We start from the raw sequence: 17,715 nt of genomic DNA, 5'->3' as shown, positions 1-17,715 counted from the left end.
CTTACGCTTCTCCTTTAAACGCCTTTTTGACTTTCTCAAAAAAACGGCCGTGCGGCCCGTCGTGCATCGTGTCTCCGCCGAGCCGTTCAAACTCGCGCAGCAGCTGCTTTTGCTTTTCGGTCAGCTTCGTCGGCGTCACAACGCGGACAATGACGTGCTGATCGCCTTGGCCGTAGCCCCGTACGTTCGGCACCCCTTTTCCCTTCAAGCGGAAGCGCGTGCCCGTTTGCGTGCCGGCCGGGATTTTCAGCTTCACATGGCCATGGAGCGTCGGCACTTCGATCTCATCGCCGAGCGCGGCCTGGGCGAACGACAACGGCACTTCGCAATAAATATCGTCGCCGTCGCGTTTGAAAAACTCATGTGGTTCGACTCGGAAGATGATGTACAAATCGCCCGGGGGCCCGCCATTGACCCCTGGCTCCCCTTGGCCGGCGACGCGCAGCTGCTGGCCGTCGTCGACGCCGGCTGGAATTTTGACGTGAATTTTTTTCCGCCGTTTGACGCGTCCCGTGCCGCCGCACGTTGGGCATTTCTCCGGAATGTACCGGCCCGTGCCACCGCAGACGGGGCATGTCCGGCGGTTGACGATGCGGCCAAATGGCGTCGCTTGTTCGCTTGTCACTTGCCCGCTGCCGTGGCAATGCGGACAAGACGTCGGGCTTGTGCCCGGTTTCGCTCCGCTGCCCTGGCACGTGTCGCACGTCTCTTCCCGCGGAATTTCAATTTCCGTTTCTTTTCCGAACGCCGCTTCTTCAAACGTAAGCGTCATCATATACTCGACATCCGCGCCTTTGCGCGGACCGCTCGCCCGCCTGCGCGGACCGGCGCCGAAAAACGTTTCAAAAATATCTTCAAAACCGCCAAAGCCGCTAAAGCCGCCGAAATCAAACCCTCCGCCTTGGAATCCGCCGCCGCCAAACGTTTCGTTCGGGTCGGCATGGCCAAAGCGGTCGTAGCGGGCCCGCTTTTCATCATCGCTTAACACTTCGTACGCCTCTTTAATTTCCTTAAACTTCTCCGCGGCGTCCGGGGCTTTGTTCACATCTGGATGATACTGCTTCGAAAGCTTTCGATACGCTTTTTTGATCTCGTCTTTCGTCGCGTTTTTGCTGACGCCGAGAATCTCGTAATAATCGCGCTTCGCCATCGTTGATCATCCACTCCCGATTCACTCACATAAATTTAATTTTATCATTTCCCTCTGCGGCAAGGCAATATGTCAATGCTAGAAAAAAAGTCAAAGCCAAGGCAGGCCTGACTTTGACTTTCGGTTGCATTATTTATCGTCGTTCACTTCTTCAAACTCGGCGTCCACCACGTTGTCTTTATGATTGGCAGCGCCGCCTTGCGATCCTGCACTTTGCGCCTGTTTCGCCGCTTGTTCATACAGCTTGATCGACAGCTGCTGCACCGCTTCTTGCAGCGCGTCTTTTTTCTTGCGGATGTCGTCGATGTCGTTTTTCTCGAGCGCCGCTTTCAACGCCTCTTTCGCATCCTGCGCCTTCTTGATCTCATCGGCGCTCACTTTTCCTTCGACTTCTTTGATCGTTTTGTCGGTCATGAAAATGAGCTGGTCGGCTTCGTTGCGCAACTCGGCGGCTTCTTTCCGCTTCCGGTCGGCTTCGGCGTTTTCTTCCGCTTCTTTAATCATGCGCTGAATTTCTTCTTCCGACAGGCCGGACGACGATTTGATCGTAATCGACTGCTCTTTGTTCGTTCCTAAATCTTTGGCGCGCACGTGAACGATGCCGTTGGCGTCAATATCAAACGTCACTTCAATTTGCGGCACGCCGCGCGGCGCCGGCGGAATGCCGGTCAGCTGAAAGCGGCCGAGCGATTTGTTGTCCGCCGCCATCGGGCGCTCTCCTTGCAAAACGTGAATGTCGACCGTCGTTTGATTGTCAGCCGCCGTTGTGAACACTTGCGATTTACTTGTCGGGATCGTCGTGTTCCGTTCGATCAGTTTCGTAAATACGCCGCCCATCGTTTCAATGCCAAGCGAAAGCGGGGTCACGTCAAGCAGGACGACATCTTTCACTTCGCCAGCGATCACCCCGCCCTGGATCGCCGCACCGATGGCAACGACTTCGTCCGGGTTGACGCCTTTGTGCGGCTCTTTGCCAAGCTCGCGCTTGATCGCTTCTTGGACAGCTGGAATGCGCGTCGAACCGCCGACCAAAATGACTTTATCAATATCGGCTGGCGTCAAGCCGGCGTCTTGAAGCGCCTGGCGGACCGGCCCCATCGTCCGCTCGACGAGGTGGGCGGACAACTCTTCAAATTTCGCTCTTGTCAACGTCATTTCCAAATGGAGCGGACCGTTTTCATTGGCGCTGATAAACGGAAGCGAAATTTGTGTCTGCGTGACGCCGGACAGCTCTTTTTTCGCTTTTTCCGCGGCATCTTTCAAGCGTTGGAGCGCCATTTTGTCTTTCGACAAATCGATGCCGTGCTCTTGCTTGAACTGATTGACCAAATAATCGATGATCACTTGGTCGAAGTCGTCGCCGCCCAAATGGTTGTCGCCGGCCGTCGCCTTCACTTCAAACACGCCGTCGCCAAGCTCCAAAATCGAGACGTCAAACGTCCCGCCGCCTAAGTCATAGACGAGAATCGTTTGGTCTTCTTCTTTATCAAGGCCGTAAGCAAGCGCCGCGGCCGTCGGCTCGTTGATGATGCGCTCGACTTCGAGGCCGGCGATGCGGCCGGCGTCTTTCGTCGCTTGGCGCTGGGCGTCGTTGAAATACGCCGGCACCGTGATGACCGCACGCGTCACCGGCTCGCCCAAATAGTCTTCGGCGTACGACTTCAAGTATTGCAAAATGATCGCCGAAATTTCTTGCGGCGTATATTGCTTCCCTTCGATTTCGACTTTGTAATCCGTCCCCATATGGCGCTTGATCGAGATGATCGTGTTCGGGTTCGTGATCGCTTGCCGTTTGGCGACTTCGCCGACTAGGCGTTCGCCGTTTTTAAACGCGACGACCGACGGGGTCGTGCGGTTTCCTTCCGGATTCGGAATGACTTTCACTTCGCCGCCTTCTAACACGGCGACGCAAGAGTTCGTCGTTCCCAAGTCGATGCCGATAATTTTGCTCATCACTGATCACCCTCCGTTTCCGTTTATTGGCTTACTTTGACCATGGCGGGCCGCAGCACGCGGTCTTTCAGCTTATAACCTTTTTGCAGCTCCTCAACAACCGTGTTCGGCTCATAGCCTTCCGCTTCCGCCTGCATGACGGCTTGGTGCAAATAAGGGTCAAACGGCTTTCCGACCGCCTCGATCGCCTCGACGCCTTCTTTCTTCAAGGCGTCAACAAGCGACCGGTACACCATTTCCATCCCTTGCAAAATCGATTTCGCCTGTTCGTTGTCCGTCTCTATTTTCAACGCGCGTTCAAAGTTGTCAAGCACCGGAAGCAAATCGCTCGCCAAGCTTTGGGCGCGGTATTTTTCAGCCGCTTCCATCTCCTGGCGCGTCCGGCGGCGGAAGTTTTCAAAATCGGCGTACAGGCGGAGATACCGGTGTTCCATCTCTGAAAGCTTCGCTTCCAATTCGGCGATCTGCGCCTTGGCCGCCGCCAACTCCTCGGCCGTTGGCGCTTTTTCCGCCGGCTCCGCCGCTTCCTCCCCACCGGCCTCTTCAAGCGGAACGCCGCCTGATTCCCCCTCGGGCTGCGGGGCGGCTTCTTCCTCGATCGGTTGCTCCCGCTCCGGCTCATCGTATGTAGCTTGTTCCATCACTTGTTTTTCTCCTTGCTCCATCGCTTTCACCTCCCTGCCGGGGCTCTTCCCTTTTATGTATCAATGGCCACAAGGAAAGGATGGATGCGCGATCCATCCGTTATCCAATATGGCCATTCTTATTGACTTTGATACCATTTCGCGAGCGCGGCCGACAAATCGGAAGCGACACGGTTTAAGACAGTGATGACGCGCGAGTATTCCATGCGCGTTGGACCAAGAATCGCGATCGCCCCGAGCGGCTCATCGCCGACCGAATACGTCGCTGTAATCAAGCTGCAGTTTTCCATGCCGCGCAGTTCGTTTTCATGCCCGATCGAAACCCGCACTCCTTTTTGGGTTTGCTTGCGGAGCAGGCGATAAATGTCTTTTTCCTGCTCAATGATGTCCAGAAGCGGGCGCACTTTTTGGATGTCGCTGAACTCCGGCTGGTTGAGCATATTCGCCTTGCCGGCGAAAAACACTTTTTCTTCTTCAGGGGCATCGAGCGTCTCAATGAGCGTATTGAGCACGCTGTCGTAGTTGCGGATGTGCCGGCGCAATACGTCGGCCACTTCCGTCTCCATTTTTTCTTTCAAATCAATGAGCGGAACGCCGTTCAACCGCTCGTTGAAAATGTTGACCATTTTTTCGAGGTCGCCTGCGTCCATCGATGACGGAATCGTCACGACCCGGTTTTCAACATGGCCGGTGTCCGTCACGACGATGGCGACGGCTGTCTGTTCGTTGAGCGGAACGATTTGCATCCGCTTCAGTTTGCTTTCTTTAAACGTCGGCCCGAGCGCGATGGATGTATAGTTCGTCAGCTCGGATAAAATTTGCGCCGACTTTTGCATCAGTTTTTCCAGCTCATAGATGCGCTCGGCAAACACGGAGCGGATTTTTTGAATGTCCGCCCTTGTCAGCCGCTGCGGCGGCAGCAAATGGTCGACGTAGTAGCGGTACCCTTTTTCCGACGGCACACGGCCGGAAGAAATGTGCGTTTTTTCAATATAGCCGAGCTCCTCCAAATCCGCCATCTCATTGCGGATCGTCGCCGAGCTGAACGCGATTTGATGCTTTTTCGATAACGTCCGCGAACCGACCGGCTGCCCAGAACGAATGAAATCGTCAATAATCACCTGCAAAATCAGCAGTTGGCGGTCCGTTAGCACGTGTCTCACCTCTGTTAGCACTCGAACAATTCGAGTGCTAAATCTACTACTAGGGTAGCAAATCGCCCGGCAAATGTCAATGTTTACATTTCGCCGAGAAACGCGGCAAACACTTCATTGCCGAGCAGCTTGCCTCGTTTGGTCAAGCGGATGTGAGTCTCCGTTTCCTCGAGGCGTCCGTTTTCGATTTCCCGGCGGATCGCCGCGCCAAATATGTCGTGGAGGTCGCGGCCGAACTTTTGCCGAAAGCAGGCTTTGGACACCCCTTCCGTTTTGCGCAGCCCTAAAAACATTTCCTCTTCCATCTGCTCGCGAGTGGTCAAGCGGCGCACGTCGCGGTGCGGCCATTGGCCGCGTTCGATCGCGCTGATGTAATGCCGGATGGGACCGATATTCGCCCGCCGCACCCCGTCGATATAGCTGTGCGCCCCAGCGCCGATGCCGTAGTACTCCTCGTTGTTCCAGTACGTCAAGTTGTGCCGGCTTTCAAATCCCGGCAAAGCATAGTTGCTGATTTCGTATTGCCGATAGCCAGCGGCAGCCATCTGCTCCATCGCCGCTTCGTACATCTCGGCTTCCATCTCTTCGCCCGGTAGACGGAGCCGCCCTTTCCGCCATTCGTTATAAAAAATCGTCCTTGGCTCCAAAATGAGGGAATAAGCAGAAAGATGCGGCACATGAAGCGAAAACGCCGCTTCTAAATCGGCCGTAAACTGCTCAAGTGTCTGCCCCGGCAAACCGTACATTACATCAATGCTGATGTTCTGAAACCCGACTTCTCTGGCCAACGCTACAGCCCGTATGACGTCGCCTCGCCGGTGCGTGCGGCCGATCGTTTGCAGAAGCTGATCGTCAAATGTCTGCACCCCCAGGCTCAGCCGATTCACTCCGGCATCGCGCAAAATAGCGAGCTTTTCTTTCGTCAAGCCGTCCGGGTTGGCTTCGACGGTAAATTCGGCCGTTTGCGAGTCAAACTGAAAATGGCGGTGGATGCTCGCAAGCAAACAGCCGAGCTGCGCCGGCTCAAGCACCGTCGGCGTGCCGCCGCCGATAAACAGCGTCTTGAGTTGGCTGCCAAATTCCGCCGCCGTCCACGCCATTTCTTTGTCCATCGCCCGCAAATAGTCGTCAATCGGCTGGCCGGCGGCGAATACTTTGTTAAAATCGCAATAATGGCAAATATGGGCGCAAAATGGAATATGAAAATACGCTGAAACGGCCATCGGTCCTCCTCCTTTCAGCCGGCGGCGCCGCAGGAAACAAACAAGGCTATCCCCAACGGAGACAGCCTTGCTCGTTATTTTTTCTGGTCGTCGATTTTCAAGACGGCCATAAACGCTTCTTGCGGCACTTCGACCGACCCGATTTGTTTCATCCGCTTCTTTCCTTCTTTTTGCTTCTCAAGCAGCTTCCGCTTCCGCGACACGTCGCCGCCGTAACATTTTGCGAGCACGTTTTTGCGCAACGCTTTGATTGTCGAACGGGCGATGACCTTGTTGCCGATCGCCGCCTGCACCGGCACTTCAAATTGCTGGCGTGGAATCAAATCTTTCAGCTTTTCAACGATCGCTTTGCCGCGCTCGTACGCAGAGTCGCGGTGAACGATAAACGATAAGGCATCGATTTTTTCGCCGTTTAGCAAAATATCCATCTTGACGAGATTGGACGGCCGGTAGCCGATCAATTCGTAGTCGAATGACGCGTACCCTTTTGTGTTCGACTTTAAAGCGTCGAAAAAGTCGTAGACGATCTCGGAGAGCGGAATATCGTAAATGAGCATGACGCGCTTTTCATCCAAATATTGCATATCGACAAACGTGCCGCGCTTTCCTTGACACAGCTCCATCACCGGACCGACATAGTCGTTTGGCACCATGATCGTCGCTTTCACATACGGCTCTTCAATGCGGTCGATTTTTTGCGGGTCGGGCATGTTCGTCGGGTTGTCGACGTCAACTTCCGTTCCGTCGGTCAAATGCACCTTGTAAACGACGCTCGGCGCGGTCGTGATCAAATCGATATGAAATTCGCGCTCGAGCCGCTCTTGGATGATTTCCATATGAAGCAAGCCGAGAAATCCACAGCGGAAGCCGAACCCAAGCGCCTGCGACGTTTCCTGCTCAAAGTGGAGCGCCGCATCGTTCAATTGCAGCTTCTCGAGCGCCTCGCGCAAATCGTTGTAGCGCGCCGTATCGATCGGATACATTCCGCAAAACACCATCGGATTGAGCTTCCGATAGCCCGGGAGCGGTTCAGCTGCCGGCCGTTCGGCATCGGTGATCGTATCGCCGACGCGCGTATCTTTCACGTTTTTAATCGAGGCGGTCAAATAGCCGACATCACCGACCGTCAATTCGTCGACGACTTTTTGCTTCGGCGTGAACACGCCGACTTCCGTCACTTCAAACTCCTTGCCGGTCGACATCATTTTAATGCGCTGCCCTGGCTTCACCGTTCCGTCGACGACGCGGACATAGGCGACGACGCCGCGGTACGGGTCATAAAGGGAATCAAAAATGAGCGCCTTCAGCGGCGCATCCGGATCACCCGAGGGAGCCGGAATTTTTTCGACGATTTTTTCCAAAATTTCTTCGATGCCGATGCCGACTTTGGCCGAAGCAAGCACCGCGTCAGAGGCGTCCAAACCGATGACATCCTCAATTTCTTGACGCACCCGCTCCGGTTCAGCGCTTGGCAAATCGATTTTGTTAATGACCGGCAAAATTTCTAAATTGTTGTCGATCGCCAAATACACGTTGGCGAGCGTCTGCGCTTCAATGCCTTGCGCCGCATCGACGACCAAAATCGCCCCTTCGCAAGCGGCCAAGCTGCGCGACACTTCGTACGTAAAGTCGACGTGGCCCGGCGTGTCGATCAAATGGAAAATATACTCTTCGCCATTTTTCGCTTTATATGTCAACTGAACCGCATTCAATTTAATCGTGATGCCGCGCTCGCGCTCAAGCTCCATCGTATCGAGCGTCTGCTCGCGCAATTCACGCTCCGACAGCGCCCCCGTCTTTTCCAAAATGCGGTCCGCTAGCGTCGATTTTCCGTGGTCAATGTGAGCAATAATCGAAAAATTGCGGATCCGTTCCTGCCGTTTCAACCGTTCTTCCCGGTTCATCGTCTCTCACTCCTGCTTCTTCGCAAAACTACACTAGCTTTGATTATAGCAACAGCGCGAAGAAGATTCAATGATGAACGAAAAGCCAAGCCGCCGTTCGGGCTTTCCGGAAAGACGAGAAACGGCCAGAGCCGCGCCAAGAAAACAATCGACAATATGGAAAGCGCAGCACTTTGTGCTCCAGCCGGCGGACGGCGTCCAAAAGAAAAAGCCGCCATTTTGACGGCACGTTCCTGTTTCGTCCGCACATGAACGGGCTAGTCCAACACCCGGCCGACGAGCGAAAACAGCATTTCCATAAGCGCGGTGACGGCATCGGCAAAAAGTTGGCCGAGCCTAGAGAACAAGTTGAACGTTTTCAGCTCGCGAATCGTTTCTTGCTTTTCTCCTAAATCTCCAGCAACGACCGGCCGGCCAAACACCGCCGCTTCCACCTCACCATTTTCCCTTTTTTTCATATCGATGACGGATGGAAACGACGGATCGGCATAACCGCGCATCCGTTCCATGCCGCGATGCGCCTCTTGCATGCCAAACAACACGCCGAAAAAAAGAAGAAAGATCGCTAGAGTAAAGCGGATGAACCATCGTGCCATAGTGACGCTCCTTTACTTTTTCTCCGCCGGAGCCGGCGCTTCGACTTTTTCCGCCTGCCAATAATAGTCGCTGAACACATCGGCCAATGCCGACACGGAACGAAACAACTCAGTAAACGTATTGTCAACACCGCCGACTTCAATTAAAATCGCGTTTTCCGATAAATCTTGATTAAACTTGCCGTTCGTCCCGGCTCCTTTTTTCTCGATCACCCCGCGGCTCAACCCTGGATATTTCTTTTGCAGCAACTGATGCAACGCGGTAGCCAGCTGCAAGTTTTTCTCGTATGTCGCGTTTTCTCCGCCAATAATGAATGCGACACGCGCATAATCAACGCCGTTGATCGTAGCCGTCGTATATTTCCGCCGCCGCGAATCGCGATGGATATCGATGAAGTAGTGCAAGTCACGATTTTGCTTCATTGCTGCGACCACTGTTTGGCGGGACATATCATACGATTGGGAGTATTTCATCCCTTTCTTTAACAATTCGCTGACAATGTCGATTTTGCTCACTTCAGCCCCGATGCCGCGCTTTTCCAGTTCTTCCGCTAACTTTTCCCCCACTTTTGTGATGTTGACCGTCGGGTGAAACGCCAAATCCGGGTCAGTGACCCCTTTGAGCGCCGGCAAAAACGACTCATGCGTATGGGTATTGTAAATGTAGACCACTTTTTTCCCTCCGGTCGTCTGCGATGGCGGGGGAACCGGTTTTTCATTTTCGTTCTTGTTTGCTTGTTCGAGTTCATCGACCGAGGCTTGCCGTTCCGCAAGCATCGCCTCAAGCGGCGGCGCTGATTCGTATGGCATGTTCGTATAATCCGTTCCTTCACCAGCGATGAGAATTTTGCTGTCATAAAGGGCAAAGCCCGGCAGCTCGCTGCCAAGCAGGCTGCGCGGGTCATCGGGATTGATGCTCGTCGCCAGGCGGAACAATAGCGATGAGTAATTCGTCTGCCGCCGATCTTTCGGCAGCAGCTGCGCAAAATATCGATTTTCCAAGGCGAACAGACGAATGAACGTCTCTTCCGGAAAATGGGCCGCCATATCGTTCAGCGATGATGACGACGGACGGTATTCCGGCCGCAGCGATGTGAGCGCTCCGACAAGCATAAACATCATCATGCAGCCAAGGATGATGAGCATCAACAGTTTCTTTATGCTGGCTCCTGGAATCGCGATCATGACGTTTGGGGAGCGCCATCGTTTCATATTCCCACCCTTTCCCGGCTTGTCTCCTCAGTTTAACGTATGGCCAAGCGGGAAAAGATAGAACTGTTTTTTGTCTAATGGGTGTAGGAGCCGACATTGCCTTGGTCGACTTGCCGATGCAGCGCCGCATTCAAGCCGCCGGCTAATAAGTTGGCCATATCGCCGATAAACGAATCGATCTCTTTTGGGGTCACCATCAAATTATGCCCGAGCGGGGCGAGCACTTCATAGATGAGGCGCCGCTTTTCTTCATCGCCAAGCGTGCCGACCATGCCAAGAAACGTCGACCGTTCTTGCGGCGACGGCATGTCTTGTTCCGTCAATTTTCGTTTGCGCCCAAACGTCCAGCCCGCCGGAGCGAGCGCGCTTGACGGCCGTTTCCCTTCGCGCATTTCGCGGCCGAAGTGCTTCAAAATGAAATCGATCGTGTCGCTCGTGATGGAGACCGCATCGACAACCGTCGGAACGCCGATCGAAATGACCGGAATGCCAAGCGTTTCATAGCTTAACTCTTTCCGCTTGTTGCCGACCCCGGAGCCAGGATGGATGCCGGTGTCAGAAATTTGAATCGTCGCGTTGACTCGTTCGATCGAGCGGGCAGCCAAGGCGTCAATCACAATGACAAAATCCGGCTTTGTTTTCCGGACGACGCCGTCGATAATGTCGCTCGTTTCAATCCCGGTCGTCCCCATCACCCCCGGAGCAAGGGCGCTCACCGGCCGGAAGCCTTCCTCGACGCTTTCCGGCTGCAGCTGGAACAAATGACGGGTGACAAGCACGTTTTCCACCGTGAGCGGCCCGAGCGCGTCCGGGGTGACGTTTTGGTTGCCGAGCCCAACGATCAAGCAGCTCGCTTGATCGGGAATGCGGAGCCGCTTGAAAAAGGCGCTGAGCTGCTCGGAAAAAATGCGCTGCACGTTTTGCTGCAGCTCGGTGTTTTGTTCGCGGATGCCTTGCGCTTCAATCGTCACGTAGTGGCCCGGCTTTTTGCCGATCGAGGCCGCTCCTTGTTCCGTGACATGCACATGCGACAGCTTGACGCCGTTGATCTCCTCGTCATGAATGATGACCCCCTCAATCGGCGCGGCGCTTTCTTGTTTTTGCTGCAAGCGCTCCTCGAGTGCGATCTCATGCGCTTCGATCGCTAAATCCGTGCGCACCGAGTACTGGCGTAAATCGAGCGGCTGTTCCATGTCGTTCCTCCCCATTTCTGCCGTTTTCTTTTATTGTCGCCGCAATCAGGCCCGGTCATTCATGTTTCGTAAAGGATTTTCGCTTGAACACTCTTGCATAATCCAAACACGTTTGATAGAATAACACTTGTTCTTCCTGTTGTTCACAACAGAAAGTAGGAATGGTAACGGAGGTGAACGAACGTGGCTAACATCAAATCAGCGATCAAACGCGCGAAAACGAGCGAAAAGCGCCGGGCTCACAACGCCTCGATGAAATCGGCCATGCGTACGGCGATCAAAAAATTTGAAGCGCTTGTTGAATTGAAAGACGTGGAAAAAGCGCGCGAGGCATTCATTATTGCGTCGAAAAAATTAGACAAAGCTGCAAGCAAAGGCCTTATCCATAAAAACGCCGCCAGCCGGCAAAAATCGCGCTTAGCGAAAAAATTGAACAGCATCCAAGCTTCCTAATCAAAAACGACCTGGCGCCAGGTCGTTTTTTTGTTTTTCTTTATGTTCACGGCAAACGGCCGGGCGATCGCTTCACCGCCGGCCGTGACGCCCCGCTTGCGCCGGGCGGGTGCCCCACCGCATCAGAAGCAGCTCAACGGCCAACCGGCGATCGACCGCTCCGCTTTTCACCTCGTAATCGGCGTCAGCGAGCTCGTTGATCGCCTCAGCAAGCTCTCCGTCAGCGAAGCGGGCCGCTTGAGCAAGAGCGAGCTTGACGCGGAACGGGTGCACCTTGAGCGCCGCAGCAATTTGCGCCTGCCCGTAGCCTAAGGAGGCAAGCCATTTCACTTGCGAAAGCAAGCGGAAATGGGCGGCGAGCAGCGCCAAAATTTTGATCGGCTCTTCATTGTTTTCAAGCAGATCATAAAACGTCTGCAACGCCGCTGGAATGTCGCGCTTCGCCACTTGCTCGACAAGCACAAATACGTTTTCTTCCGGCGTGCGGGCGACAAGCCGTTCAACCGCCGCCGCCTCGATGGTTCCGCCCGATCCGGCAAACAGGGCCAATTTATCGATTTCATTCGCCAAGGCGGAAAGCTGCGTCCCGGCCCGCCGCAACAGGACATCAATCGCCTCGTCGCTTGCTTGCGCCCCTTGGCTCTCGATGCGGCGCCGCACCCAGGCGCGCAGCTCCGCTTCGGCGAGCGGGGCGGCGATGACGACTTCGCTTTGCTCTTTGGCGAGCTTCGTAATTTTTTTTCGCTCATCAAGCTTCTCGTACGGCGCGAAAAAGACGACGATCGAAAACGGCGACGGCGCCTTCAAGTACGCCTCCAGCTTCGCCAAATCATGTTCGATCTCCTTCTCTTTTTCAGACGTGAAAAAATATGGATGCTTGATGAGGATGACACGCCGCTCGCCGAAAAACGGCACCGTCTCGGCCTCCTCAAGCGCCGCCTCGACCGGCGTTTCCTCGCAGTCGTACACAGCCAAGTTCCACTCCCGCTCCTCGGGGCCAAGCGCTGCGTTCACCAATCGCTCATACGTTTCCGTTAATAAAAACGGCTCATTGCCGTATAATAAATAAAGAAGAGAAAAACGCCGTTTTTCAATGTTTCCCCATACGCGTTCCAGCATGTTCCCGTCTCCATTCCCTAGCAAACGTCTCTGCTAGAAAAGATACACCGTTTTTCGTCATTTTACAAGGGAACCGGCTGCCGAAAAAACCGGTTCCCCTTTATATAAACGCCAGCCTATAAGTCCTAGGACCTTATTGGCCAGCGGGTTATTTTTATGTTTTCCCGGCTGTTTGAAAGTATTTGTGTCAACTGTTGTCAAGGAAGGAAAAGAAGCGAGCGGCGGTAGATTTTTCACGCGTTTTCGTCTATACTAAAAATGATTGAACGAGGAGGGGGAAAACGATGAACGTATTTGAAAAGGAAGTGCAAAGCCAACGAAATGACGCCGTCGATTCCGCCGTCGGATTCATCGTGTCGTTCGGCTTTTTCGCTACCATGTTCATCATCGCAACGTTGATCGAATTTTTCGGTCGATAAGGATTGCTTACATAAGCAATCCTTATTTTTTTGTTTCTGCTGAAACGTTCCGCTTTTTTGTGCACTACATCTTATGGTTTCATCACCTGAAAGGTTCCACCGTTTTCGTCATACACATAGCGAATGGCCCCGTTTTCATCCGTCCGCCAAATGATCGCCCGTTGTTGCCGAAGCCGCATAAGCACCTCGGGGGACGGATGCCCGTAGCGATTGTAGCGGCCGACGGAAATGATGGCCGCTCGCGGCTTGACCGTCCGCAAAAACAGCTCTGTTGTCGACGTTTTGCTGCCGTGGTGGGCGACTTTCAATACATCGGCGCGCAGCTCTGGATAAGCGCGGATGAGCGCCTGTTCCGCCTCTTCCTCGATATCCGCAGCAAACAGCCATGTCAAGCGGCCGAGGCGGGCGAGCAATACAAGCGAGCCGTTATTATCCTCATTGTTTCCCGCCTCCGGGTGCAATACGGAAAACGCGGCATCCCCCACCTTCCACCGATCCCCCCGCACGCTGGCGGCCACCGACACAGAAAACGGGCGCGCCATCGCCTTGACGGCCGGCAGCGCTCCTGGGCTTGTGACAATCTTCTTGACGCGCACGGCTCCCATCACCTCGGGAGCAGCCCCGATATGGTCGGCATCATCGTGCGTCAAAATCAGTTGATCAAGCGTCCTCACCCCTTGGGCTTTTAAAAACGGCACGACAACGTCGCGGCCGACGGCAAACGGCCGCGACCGTTTGCGCCACGGTTCGCGCACCCATTCCGGCGTCCCGCTGGTATCAATGAGATAGACTGCTTTTCGATAAGGAAGCTCAATATAAATACAGTCCCCTTGCCCAACATCCAATACCGTCACTTCCCCTTTCGGATCCACATACGGGGCGGCCAGCTGAAGCGCCGTCGCCGCCGCCACCGCTGTCAATCCGCGGATCAGGCGGCCGCGCTCCCAATCCAAAAACGCCGCCGCGATGGCCGTCAGATAGCCAGCTAAGCACCACGGCCCCGGACGCCCGAGCACAAGCATAAACGAGTAATCGACCGAGAAAAAACGGACAACCGCGTCCGTCAGCTCAATGAGGCGGCTAAACAGCCAAATGAGCGGAGAAAAGGAAAAAACTGCGGATAGAAAAGCAATGGGCAAAATGACAAATGAATACCAAGGGACGAAGAAGACATTCAGCCCTATGCTCCAAACAGAAATTTCATAAAAATGGTAAAGCAAAATCGGCAGCGCGGCAAGCTGAGCGGCGAGCGCGGTCTGAAACAAGTTTTGGAGCATCGAACGAGCAGAGGCGAGCACCGACACATGGGCGAGAAGGGCAAACGTGACAAGAAATGATAGTTGAAAACCGACATCCCAAACCATATATGGGTCAAAGACGAGCAGGGCAAGCGCTGTCCAACTCAACGCATCCAGCGGATGGATCATTCCTTTTTTCCACTGGACGGCCAATACAATCATCCCGGTCGCACAGGCGCGCAGCACCGACGGCGAAGCGCCGGCGAGCACCGCATACATAGGCAAGAAAACGAGCAAAGCAAGCACGGCCGCTTCGCGCGTCACAAACCGAATGGCAGCGGCCAACGCAGCGCCGACAAGCAGGGTGACATGGCCGCCGGAAATGGCCAACAAATGGATGATCCCGAGCTGCTGGTAACCGCTAATCACTTCCTCGTCCAACGAGCGGCGTTCGCCATAAATGAGCGCAGCGGCGATGCCGGCCGCTTCCGGCGGAAACTGGGCTTCAATGCGGCGGACGCCAGCCTCACGAATCGCCTCAAGCCGTTCGATGATGGTGGGACGGACGCGCACGCAAGCGGAAAGATCGATCGCCTCAGGGAGAAAGAGCCAATGGATGCGATGGCGGCGCAAATAACGGCGGTAATCAAATGCATACGGATTGCTGGCTGGCATAGGGCGCTCGAGCATTCCGCTCAGCCGGCACACGACCCCGGGCATAAGACGCGCACGCAGCGCTTCTTTTTCCGCAGCCGTCCGAATGATGTAACGAAGCTGCACCCGCTCCTTGCCAGCTTGCACCGCCGCCTGCAATCGATCGCCGTCGATCGCCGGCGCGGCGGAAAAACGAACGGAAAGCGAATGACGGCCGCCGGAAAGGGAAGTTTTGTTATGATGGTCAACGATGAGAAAATAGACAAAAAAGAAGAGAGCTGCAACGAGAGCAGGAAGGAAACAGTGCGGCCGGCGGATGAAAAGAAGAAGGAGATAAATGATAAGGAGAAGACATGTGGTTTTGGACGGCGAGGCCGCCGCCACGGCAAAGAGCGCCGCCGCGGCGGGATAGACGGCTTGTCCTTTCATGCTCCCCCTCCGCCGCCGGAAAGCAAGGCGAACACATCCGTTTTCAGCGGCACTTGCACAAGCCGGACGCCAGCTTGAGCAAACAGCTCCAAGGCGTACGGGTGGTTTTTGTAGTCTTGGGCGTAATAGACAGCGCGAATGCCGCTTTGAATGATCGCCTTGCAACAATGCAAGCACGGAAAATGGGTGACATACATCTCGGCCCCCTCGGTCGGGACGCCGAACTTGGCGCATTGCAAAATGGCATTCATTTCCGCATGGATCGTCCGTACACAATGGCCGTCAATAACGTAGCACCCTTCATCGGTGCAATGGGCGCCCCCGGCGATCGAGCCGTTGTACCCGCCGGCGATGATGCGCTTATCGCGCACAATCGTCGCCCCGACCGCCAGCCTTGTGCACGTGCTGCGCAGCGCCAACAGATGGCTTTGCGCCATAAAGTATTGATCCCATGTGATGCGTTCCATTCTACGTCCCTCCGCTCGTTTCCATACTTTTAGTCTACCCGCCGCCGCCTGCCCCCGTCAACGCCGAAAAACGTCCGCAGCAGCCCTGATCCGCCCATAAACGAGAAGCATTGCGCTCCCCCGCCTCGTTTACGGCACAAGCAAATACGGTTTCAATTTCTCCAGCGTTTTTTCGCCAATTCCGGTTACATTCAACAAATCTTCCACCCGCTGGAACGGCCCGTGTTCTTCGCGATAGGCGATGATCGCTTTTGCCTTCGCCGGTCCGATGCCGGGAAGCTGCATCAACTCCTCTTCCGTCGCCGTATTGACCGCCACTTGCGGCCCGTCCCGAGCTCCATCGCTTGGAGACTTGCCGACGGCATCTGACGCTGGTGCGGCCTCGTCTTTTGCCGGCACGTAAATCATCATCTCATCGCGCACTTTTGCCGCCAGATTGATTTTCGTTTCATCCGCCTCGTCCGTCAATCCGCCGGCTAGGGCGATAACATCGCGAACGCGGGCGTCCGCCGCCACTTCGTACACTCCTGGCTTCGCGACCGCCCCTTTCACATCCACCACAGCGGTTTTGGGCGCCTCGTCCTTTTTTTCTTCCGGCCGGGCGGCATCCGTTTCAGCCGCCGCCGGCAAGACGACTTGCTCCTTTTCATCCGTCGGATGACGAAACACCCATAACCCCGCCGCCGCGGCAAACAACAAGAGCACCCCCGCTTTCCCATAACGTTTTCCAAGCTCCTGCACATGCTCCCACATACGATCCCATCCTTTCCATCTCCAGTCATAAACCGAGCCTTTTTCTCATACATATCGAAAAAGAGAGTTCCGGTGAACCAAAACCGGGAGGGGGGACAATGCATGAACATCGGCGTTATCGGCACGGGGAATATGGGCACCATCTTAATCGAAGCGTTCCTCGACTCCGGCGCCGTGAAAGCGGATCAGCTCGTCATAACGAACCGTACGCTTGCGAAAGCGTTCGCGATACAACGCGCGCATCCCGGCATTGCAGTGGTTGCCGATGCGGCTGAAGTCATCAAACAATCCAGCCTCGTCTTTTTATGCGTCAAACCGCTCGACATCCACCCATTATTGCAGCAACTGGCCCCGCACTGGACAAACGAACACTACCTCGTATCGATCACAAGCCCGATCAGCGTCGAACAGCTTGAAGCAGCCGTCCCTTGCCAAATCGTGCGCGCCATTCCGAGCATTGCAAACCGGGCGCTCTCCGGCAGCATCCTTGTCACCTTCGGCTCGCGCTGCTCAGCCGCCTGCCGGCAAACGATCGATGATCTTCTCCGGCGCATCGCCTCGCCGGTGTACATCGACGAGGCCATCACCCGCGTCGCTTCCGACATCTCAAGCTGCGGTCCAGCGTTTTTCAGCTATTTGCTTCAGCGCTTCATCGACGCCGCAGCGGCCAAAACCGCCATCACGAAGGAACAGGCGACGATGCTGGCGACCGATATGATCATCGGCCTTGGGGAACTGCTCAAGCGGAATCTGTACACATTGCCAACGTTGCAGGAAAAAGTATGCGTCAAAGGCGGCATTACCGGGGAAGGAATCGCTGTGCTGGAACAACGAATGAACGGCGTCTTTGAAGAAGTGCTGGCGAAAACACATGAGAAGTTTAAAGAAGATGTGGAGAAGGTGAAGCAACAGTTTCCTTGATTGATTTTCATTTGACAAGCAGCAGCGAAAATCCTGCTTCGTTCGACAAAAAAATGGACCCCAGCTTGTACGGCTGGGGTTTTCATATTTACGGATTTTTCGTTGGATTCCATCGTCGTTCAACCTTTTAGCTGTTGCTTGTTTTTATCTATATTGTTTCGATCCTCATTCGGCTATTGAGCCGGGCACAAGATTTCTTCCAATTACGTTTGGTTGACATTACACTCGTTTCA

At 54.7% G+C, this 17,715-nt stretch carries 16 protein-coding genes; 3 read left to right on the top strand and 13 right to left on the bottom strand.

The window, feature by feature from the left end; translation table 11 throughout:
• Window position 1: 1 nt before the first annotated feature.
• The 9 genes from dnaJ to gpr all read right to left on the bottom strand — a co-directional run bounded on the left by dnaJ (window position 2) and on the right by gpr (window position 11,029).
• Window positions 2-1,150, bottom strand: coding sequence for a molecular chaperone DnaJ (gene dnaJ / locus T260_RS121975; RefSeq protein WP_011231982.1), 1,149 nt, complete (start codon window positions 1,148-1,150; stop codon window positions 2-4).
• 129 nt (window positions 1,151-1,279) lie between these two features.
• Window positions 1,280-3,103 (bottom strand): molecular chaperone DnaK, encoded by a 1,824-nt coding sequence (gene dnaK, locus T260_RS121980; protein ID WP_013144701.1) that lies wholly within the window; start codon window positions 3,101-3,103, stop codon window positions 1,280-1,282.
• Window positions 3,104-3,126: 23 nt separating this feature from the next.
• Complete coding sequence (gene grpE, locus T260_RS121985) at window positions 3,127-3,768, bottom strand: nucleotide exchange factor GrpE (RefSeq protein WP_013524168.1); 642 nt, start codon at window positions 3,766-3,768, stop codon at window positions 3,127-3,129.
• A 98-nt stretch (window positions 3,769-3,866) separates the two neighbouring features.
• A complete protein-coding gene (hrcA, locus tag T260_RS121990; RefSeq protein ID WP_014196378.1) occupies window positions 3,867-4,901 on the bottom strand; it encodes a heat-inducible transcriptional repressor HrcA in 1,035 nt (344 codons plus the stop codon).
• Between the two features lie 83 nt (window positions 4,902-4,984).
• Window positions 4,985-6,124 (bottom strand): radical SAM family heme chaperone HemW, encoded by a 1,140-nt coding sequence (hemW, locus tag T260_RS121995; protein WP_011231986.1) that lies wholly within the window; start codon window positions 6,122-6,124, stop codon window positions 4,985-4,987.
• Between the two features lie 74 nt (window positions 6,125-6,198).
• Window positions 6,199-8,028, bottom strand: a complete 1,830-nt coding sequence (gene lepA, locus T260_RS122000) for a translation elongation factor 4 (protein WP_023634648.1) — start codon at window positions 8,026-8,028, stop codon at window positions 6,199-6,201.
• Between the two features lie 257 nt (window positions 8,029-8,285).
• A complete protein-coding gene (locus tag T260_RS122005; RefSeq protein ID WP_011231988.1) occupies window positions 8,286-8,624 on the bottom strand; it encodes a YqxA family protein in 339 nt (112 codons plus the stop codon).
• A gap of 12 nt (window positions 8,625-8,636) precedes the next feature.
• Window positions 8,637-9,836 carry a stage II sporulation protein P gene (gene spoIIP / locus T260_RS122010; protein WP_023634646.1) on the bottom strand — a complete coding sequence of 400 codons (1,200 nt, stop codon included), beginning with the start codon at window positions 9,834-9,836 and terminating at the stop codon, window positions 8,637-8,639.
• Between the two features lie 74 nt (window positions 9,837-9,910).
• Window positions 9,911-11,029: a GPR endopeptidase gene (gene gpr / locus T260_RS122015; RefSeq protein WP_011231990.1), complete on the bottom strand. Its 1,119-nt coding sequence runs from the start codon at window positions 11,027-11,029 to the stop codon at window positions 9,911-9,913.
• 183 nt (window positions 11,030-11,212) lie between these two features.
• On the opposite strand from gpr, the gene rpsT reads away from it, so the two are divergent.
• Window positions 11,213-11,482: a 30S ribosomal protein S20 gene (gene rpsT / locus T260_RS122020; RefSeq protein ID WP_011231991.1), complete on the top strand. Its 270-nt coding sequence runs from the start codon at window positions 11,213-11,215 to the stop codon at window positions 11,480-11,482.
• Between the two features lie 72 nt (window positions 11,483-11,554).
• Here rpsT and holA read toward each other — a convergent pair whose 3' ends face one another.
• Window positions 11,555-12,601: a DNA polymerase III subunit delta gene (gene holA, locus T260_RS122025; protein WP_011231992.1), complete on the bottom strand. Its 1,047-nt coding sequence runs from the start codon at window positions 12,599-12,601 to the stop codon at window positions 11,555-11,557.
• Window positions 12,602-12,885: 284 nt separating this feature from the next.
• On the opposite strand from holA, the gene T260_RS1000000139265 reads away from it, so the two are divergent.
• Complete coding sequence (locus T260_RS1000000139265) at window positions 12,886-13,020, top strand: YqzM family protein (RefSeq protein WP_011231993.1); 135 nt, start codon at window positions 12,886-12,888, stop codon at window positions 13,018-13,020.
• A 71-nt stretch (window positions 13,021-13,091) separates the two neighbouring features.
• On the opposite strand, the gene T260_RS122035 is transcribed toward T260_RS1000000139265, so the two are convergent.
• The 3 genes from T260_RS122035 to T260_RS122045 form a co-directional block, all read right to left on the bottom strand.
• A complete protein-coding gene (locus T260_RS122035; RefSeq protein WP_023634645.1) occupies window positions 13,092-15,341 on the bottom strand; it encodes a DNA internalization-related competence protein ComEC/Rec2 in 2,250 nt (749 codons plus the stop codon).
• Complete coding sequence (locus tag T260_RS122040; RefSeq protein ID WP_011231995.1) at window positions 15,338-15,808, bottom strand: ComE operon protein 2; 471 nt, start codon at window positions 15,806-15,808, stop codon at window positions 15,338-15,340. Before T260_RS122040 ends, T260_RS122035 begins: the two co-directional genes overlap by 4 nt.
• A 129-nt stretch (window positions 15,809-15,937) precedes the next feature.
• On the bottom strand, window positions 15,938-16,561 hold the full coding sequence (locus tag T260_RS122045) for a helix-hairpin-helix domain-containing protein (protein WP_014196384.1): 624 nt from the start codon (window positions 16,559-16,561) through the stop codon (window positions 15,938-15,940).
• Window positions 16,562-16,663: 102 nt separating this feature from the next.
• On the opposite strand from T260_RS122045, the gene comER reads away from it, so the two are divergent.
• Window positions 16,664-17,482, top strand: coding sequence for a late competence protein ComER (comER, locus tag T260_RS122050; RefSeq protein WP_011231997.1), 819 nt, complete (start codon window positions 16,664-16,666; stop codon window positions 17,480-17,482).
• Window positions 17,483-17,715: the final 233 nt, after the last annotated feature.

Origin of the sequence: Geobacillus thermopakistaniensis (assembly GCF_000498995.1) — a bacterium.
Classification (GTDB): Bacteria; Bacillota; Bacilli; order Bacillales; family Anoxybacillaceae; genus Geobacillus; species Geobacillus thermoleovorans.
The sequence above is the reverse complement of the archived record's forward strand: the minus strand, read 5'-3'. Positions and strand labels throughout refer to the sequence as shown.

Coding starts and splice junctions, on each gene's coding strand:
- dnaJ (WP_011231982.1), bottom strand. CDS start 1,150: ATGGCGAAGCGCGATTATTACGAGATTCTCGGCGTCAGCAAAAACGCG.
- T260_RS122035 (WP_023634645.1), bottom strand. CDS start 15,341: ATGAAAGGACAAGCCGTCTATCCCGCCGCGGCGGCGCTCTTTGCCGTG.
- comER (WP_011231997.1), top strand. CDS start 16,664: ATGAACATCGGCGTTATCGGCACGGGGAATATGGGCACCATCTTAATC.
- T260_RS122005 (WP_011231988.1), bottom strand. CDS start 8,624: ATGGCACGATGGTTCATCCGCTTTACTCTAGCGATCTTTCTTCTTTTT.
- T260_RS122040 (WP_011231995.1), bottom strand. CDS start 15,808: ATGGAACGCATCACATGGGATCAATACTTTATGGCGCAAAGCCATCTG.
- holA (WP_011231992.1), bottom strand. CDS start 12,601: ATGCTGGAACGCGTATGGGGAAACATTGAAAAACGGCGTTTTTCTCTT.
- hemW (WP_011231986.1), bottom strand. CDS start 6,124: ATGGCCGTTTCAGCGTATTTTCATATTCCATTTTGCGCCCATATTTGC.
- grpE (WP_013524168.1), bottom strand. CDS start 3,768: ATGGAGCAAGGAGAAAAACAAGTGATGGAACAAGCTACATACGATGAG.
- lepA (WP_023634648.1), bottom strand. CDS start 8,028: ATGAACCGGGAAGAACGGTTGAAACGGCAGGAACGGATCCGCAATTTT.
- spoIIP (WP_023634646.1), bottom strand. CDS start 9,836: ATGAAACGATGGCGCTCCCCAAACGTCATGATCGCGATTCCAGGAGCC.
- gpr (WP_011231990.1), bottom strand. CDS start 11,029: ATGGAACAGCCGCTCGATTTACGCCAGTACTCGGTGCGCACGGATTTA.
- T260_RS1000000139265 (WP_011231993.1), top strand. CDS start 12,886: ATGAACGTATTTGAAAAGGAAGTGCAAAGCCAACGAAATGACGCCGTC.
- dnaK (WP_013144701.1), bottom strand. CDS start 3,103: ATGAGCAAAATTATCGGCATCGACTTGGGAACGACGAACTCTTGCGTC.
- T260_RS122045 (WP_014196384.1), bottom strand. CDS start 16,561: ATGTGGGAGCATGTGCAGGAGCTTGGAAAACGTTATGGGAAAGCGGGG.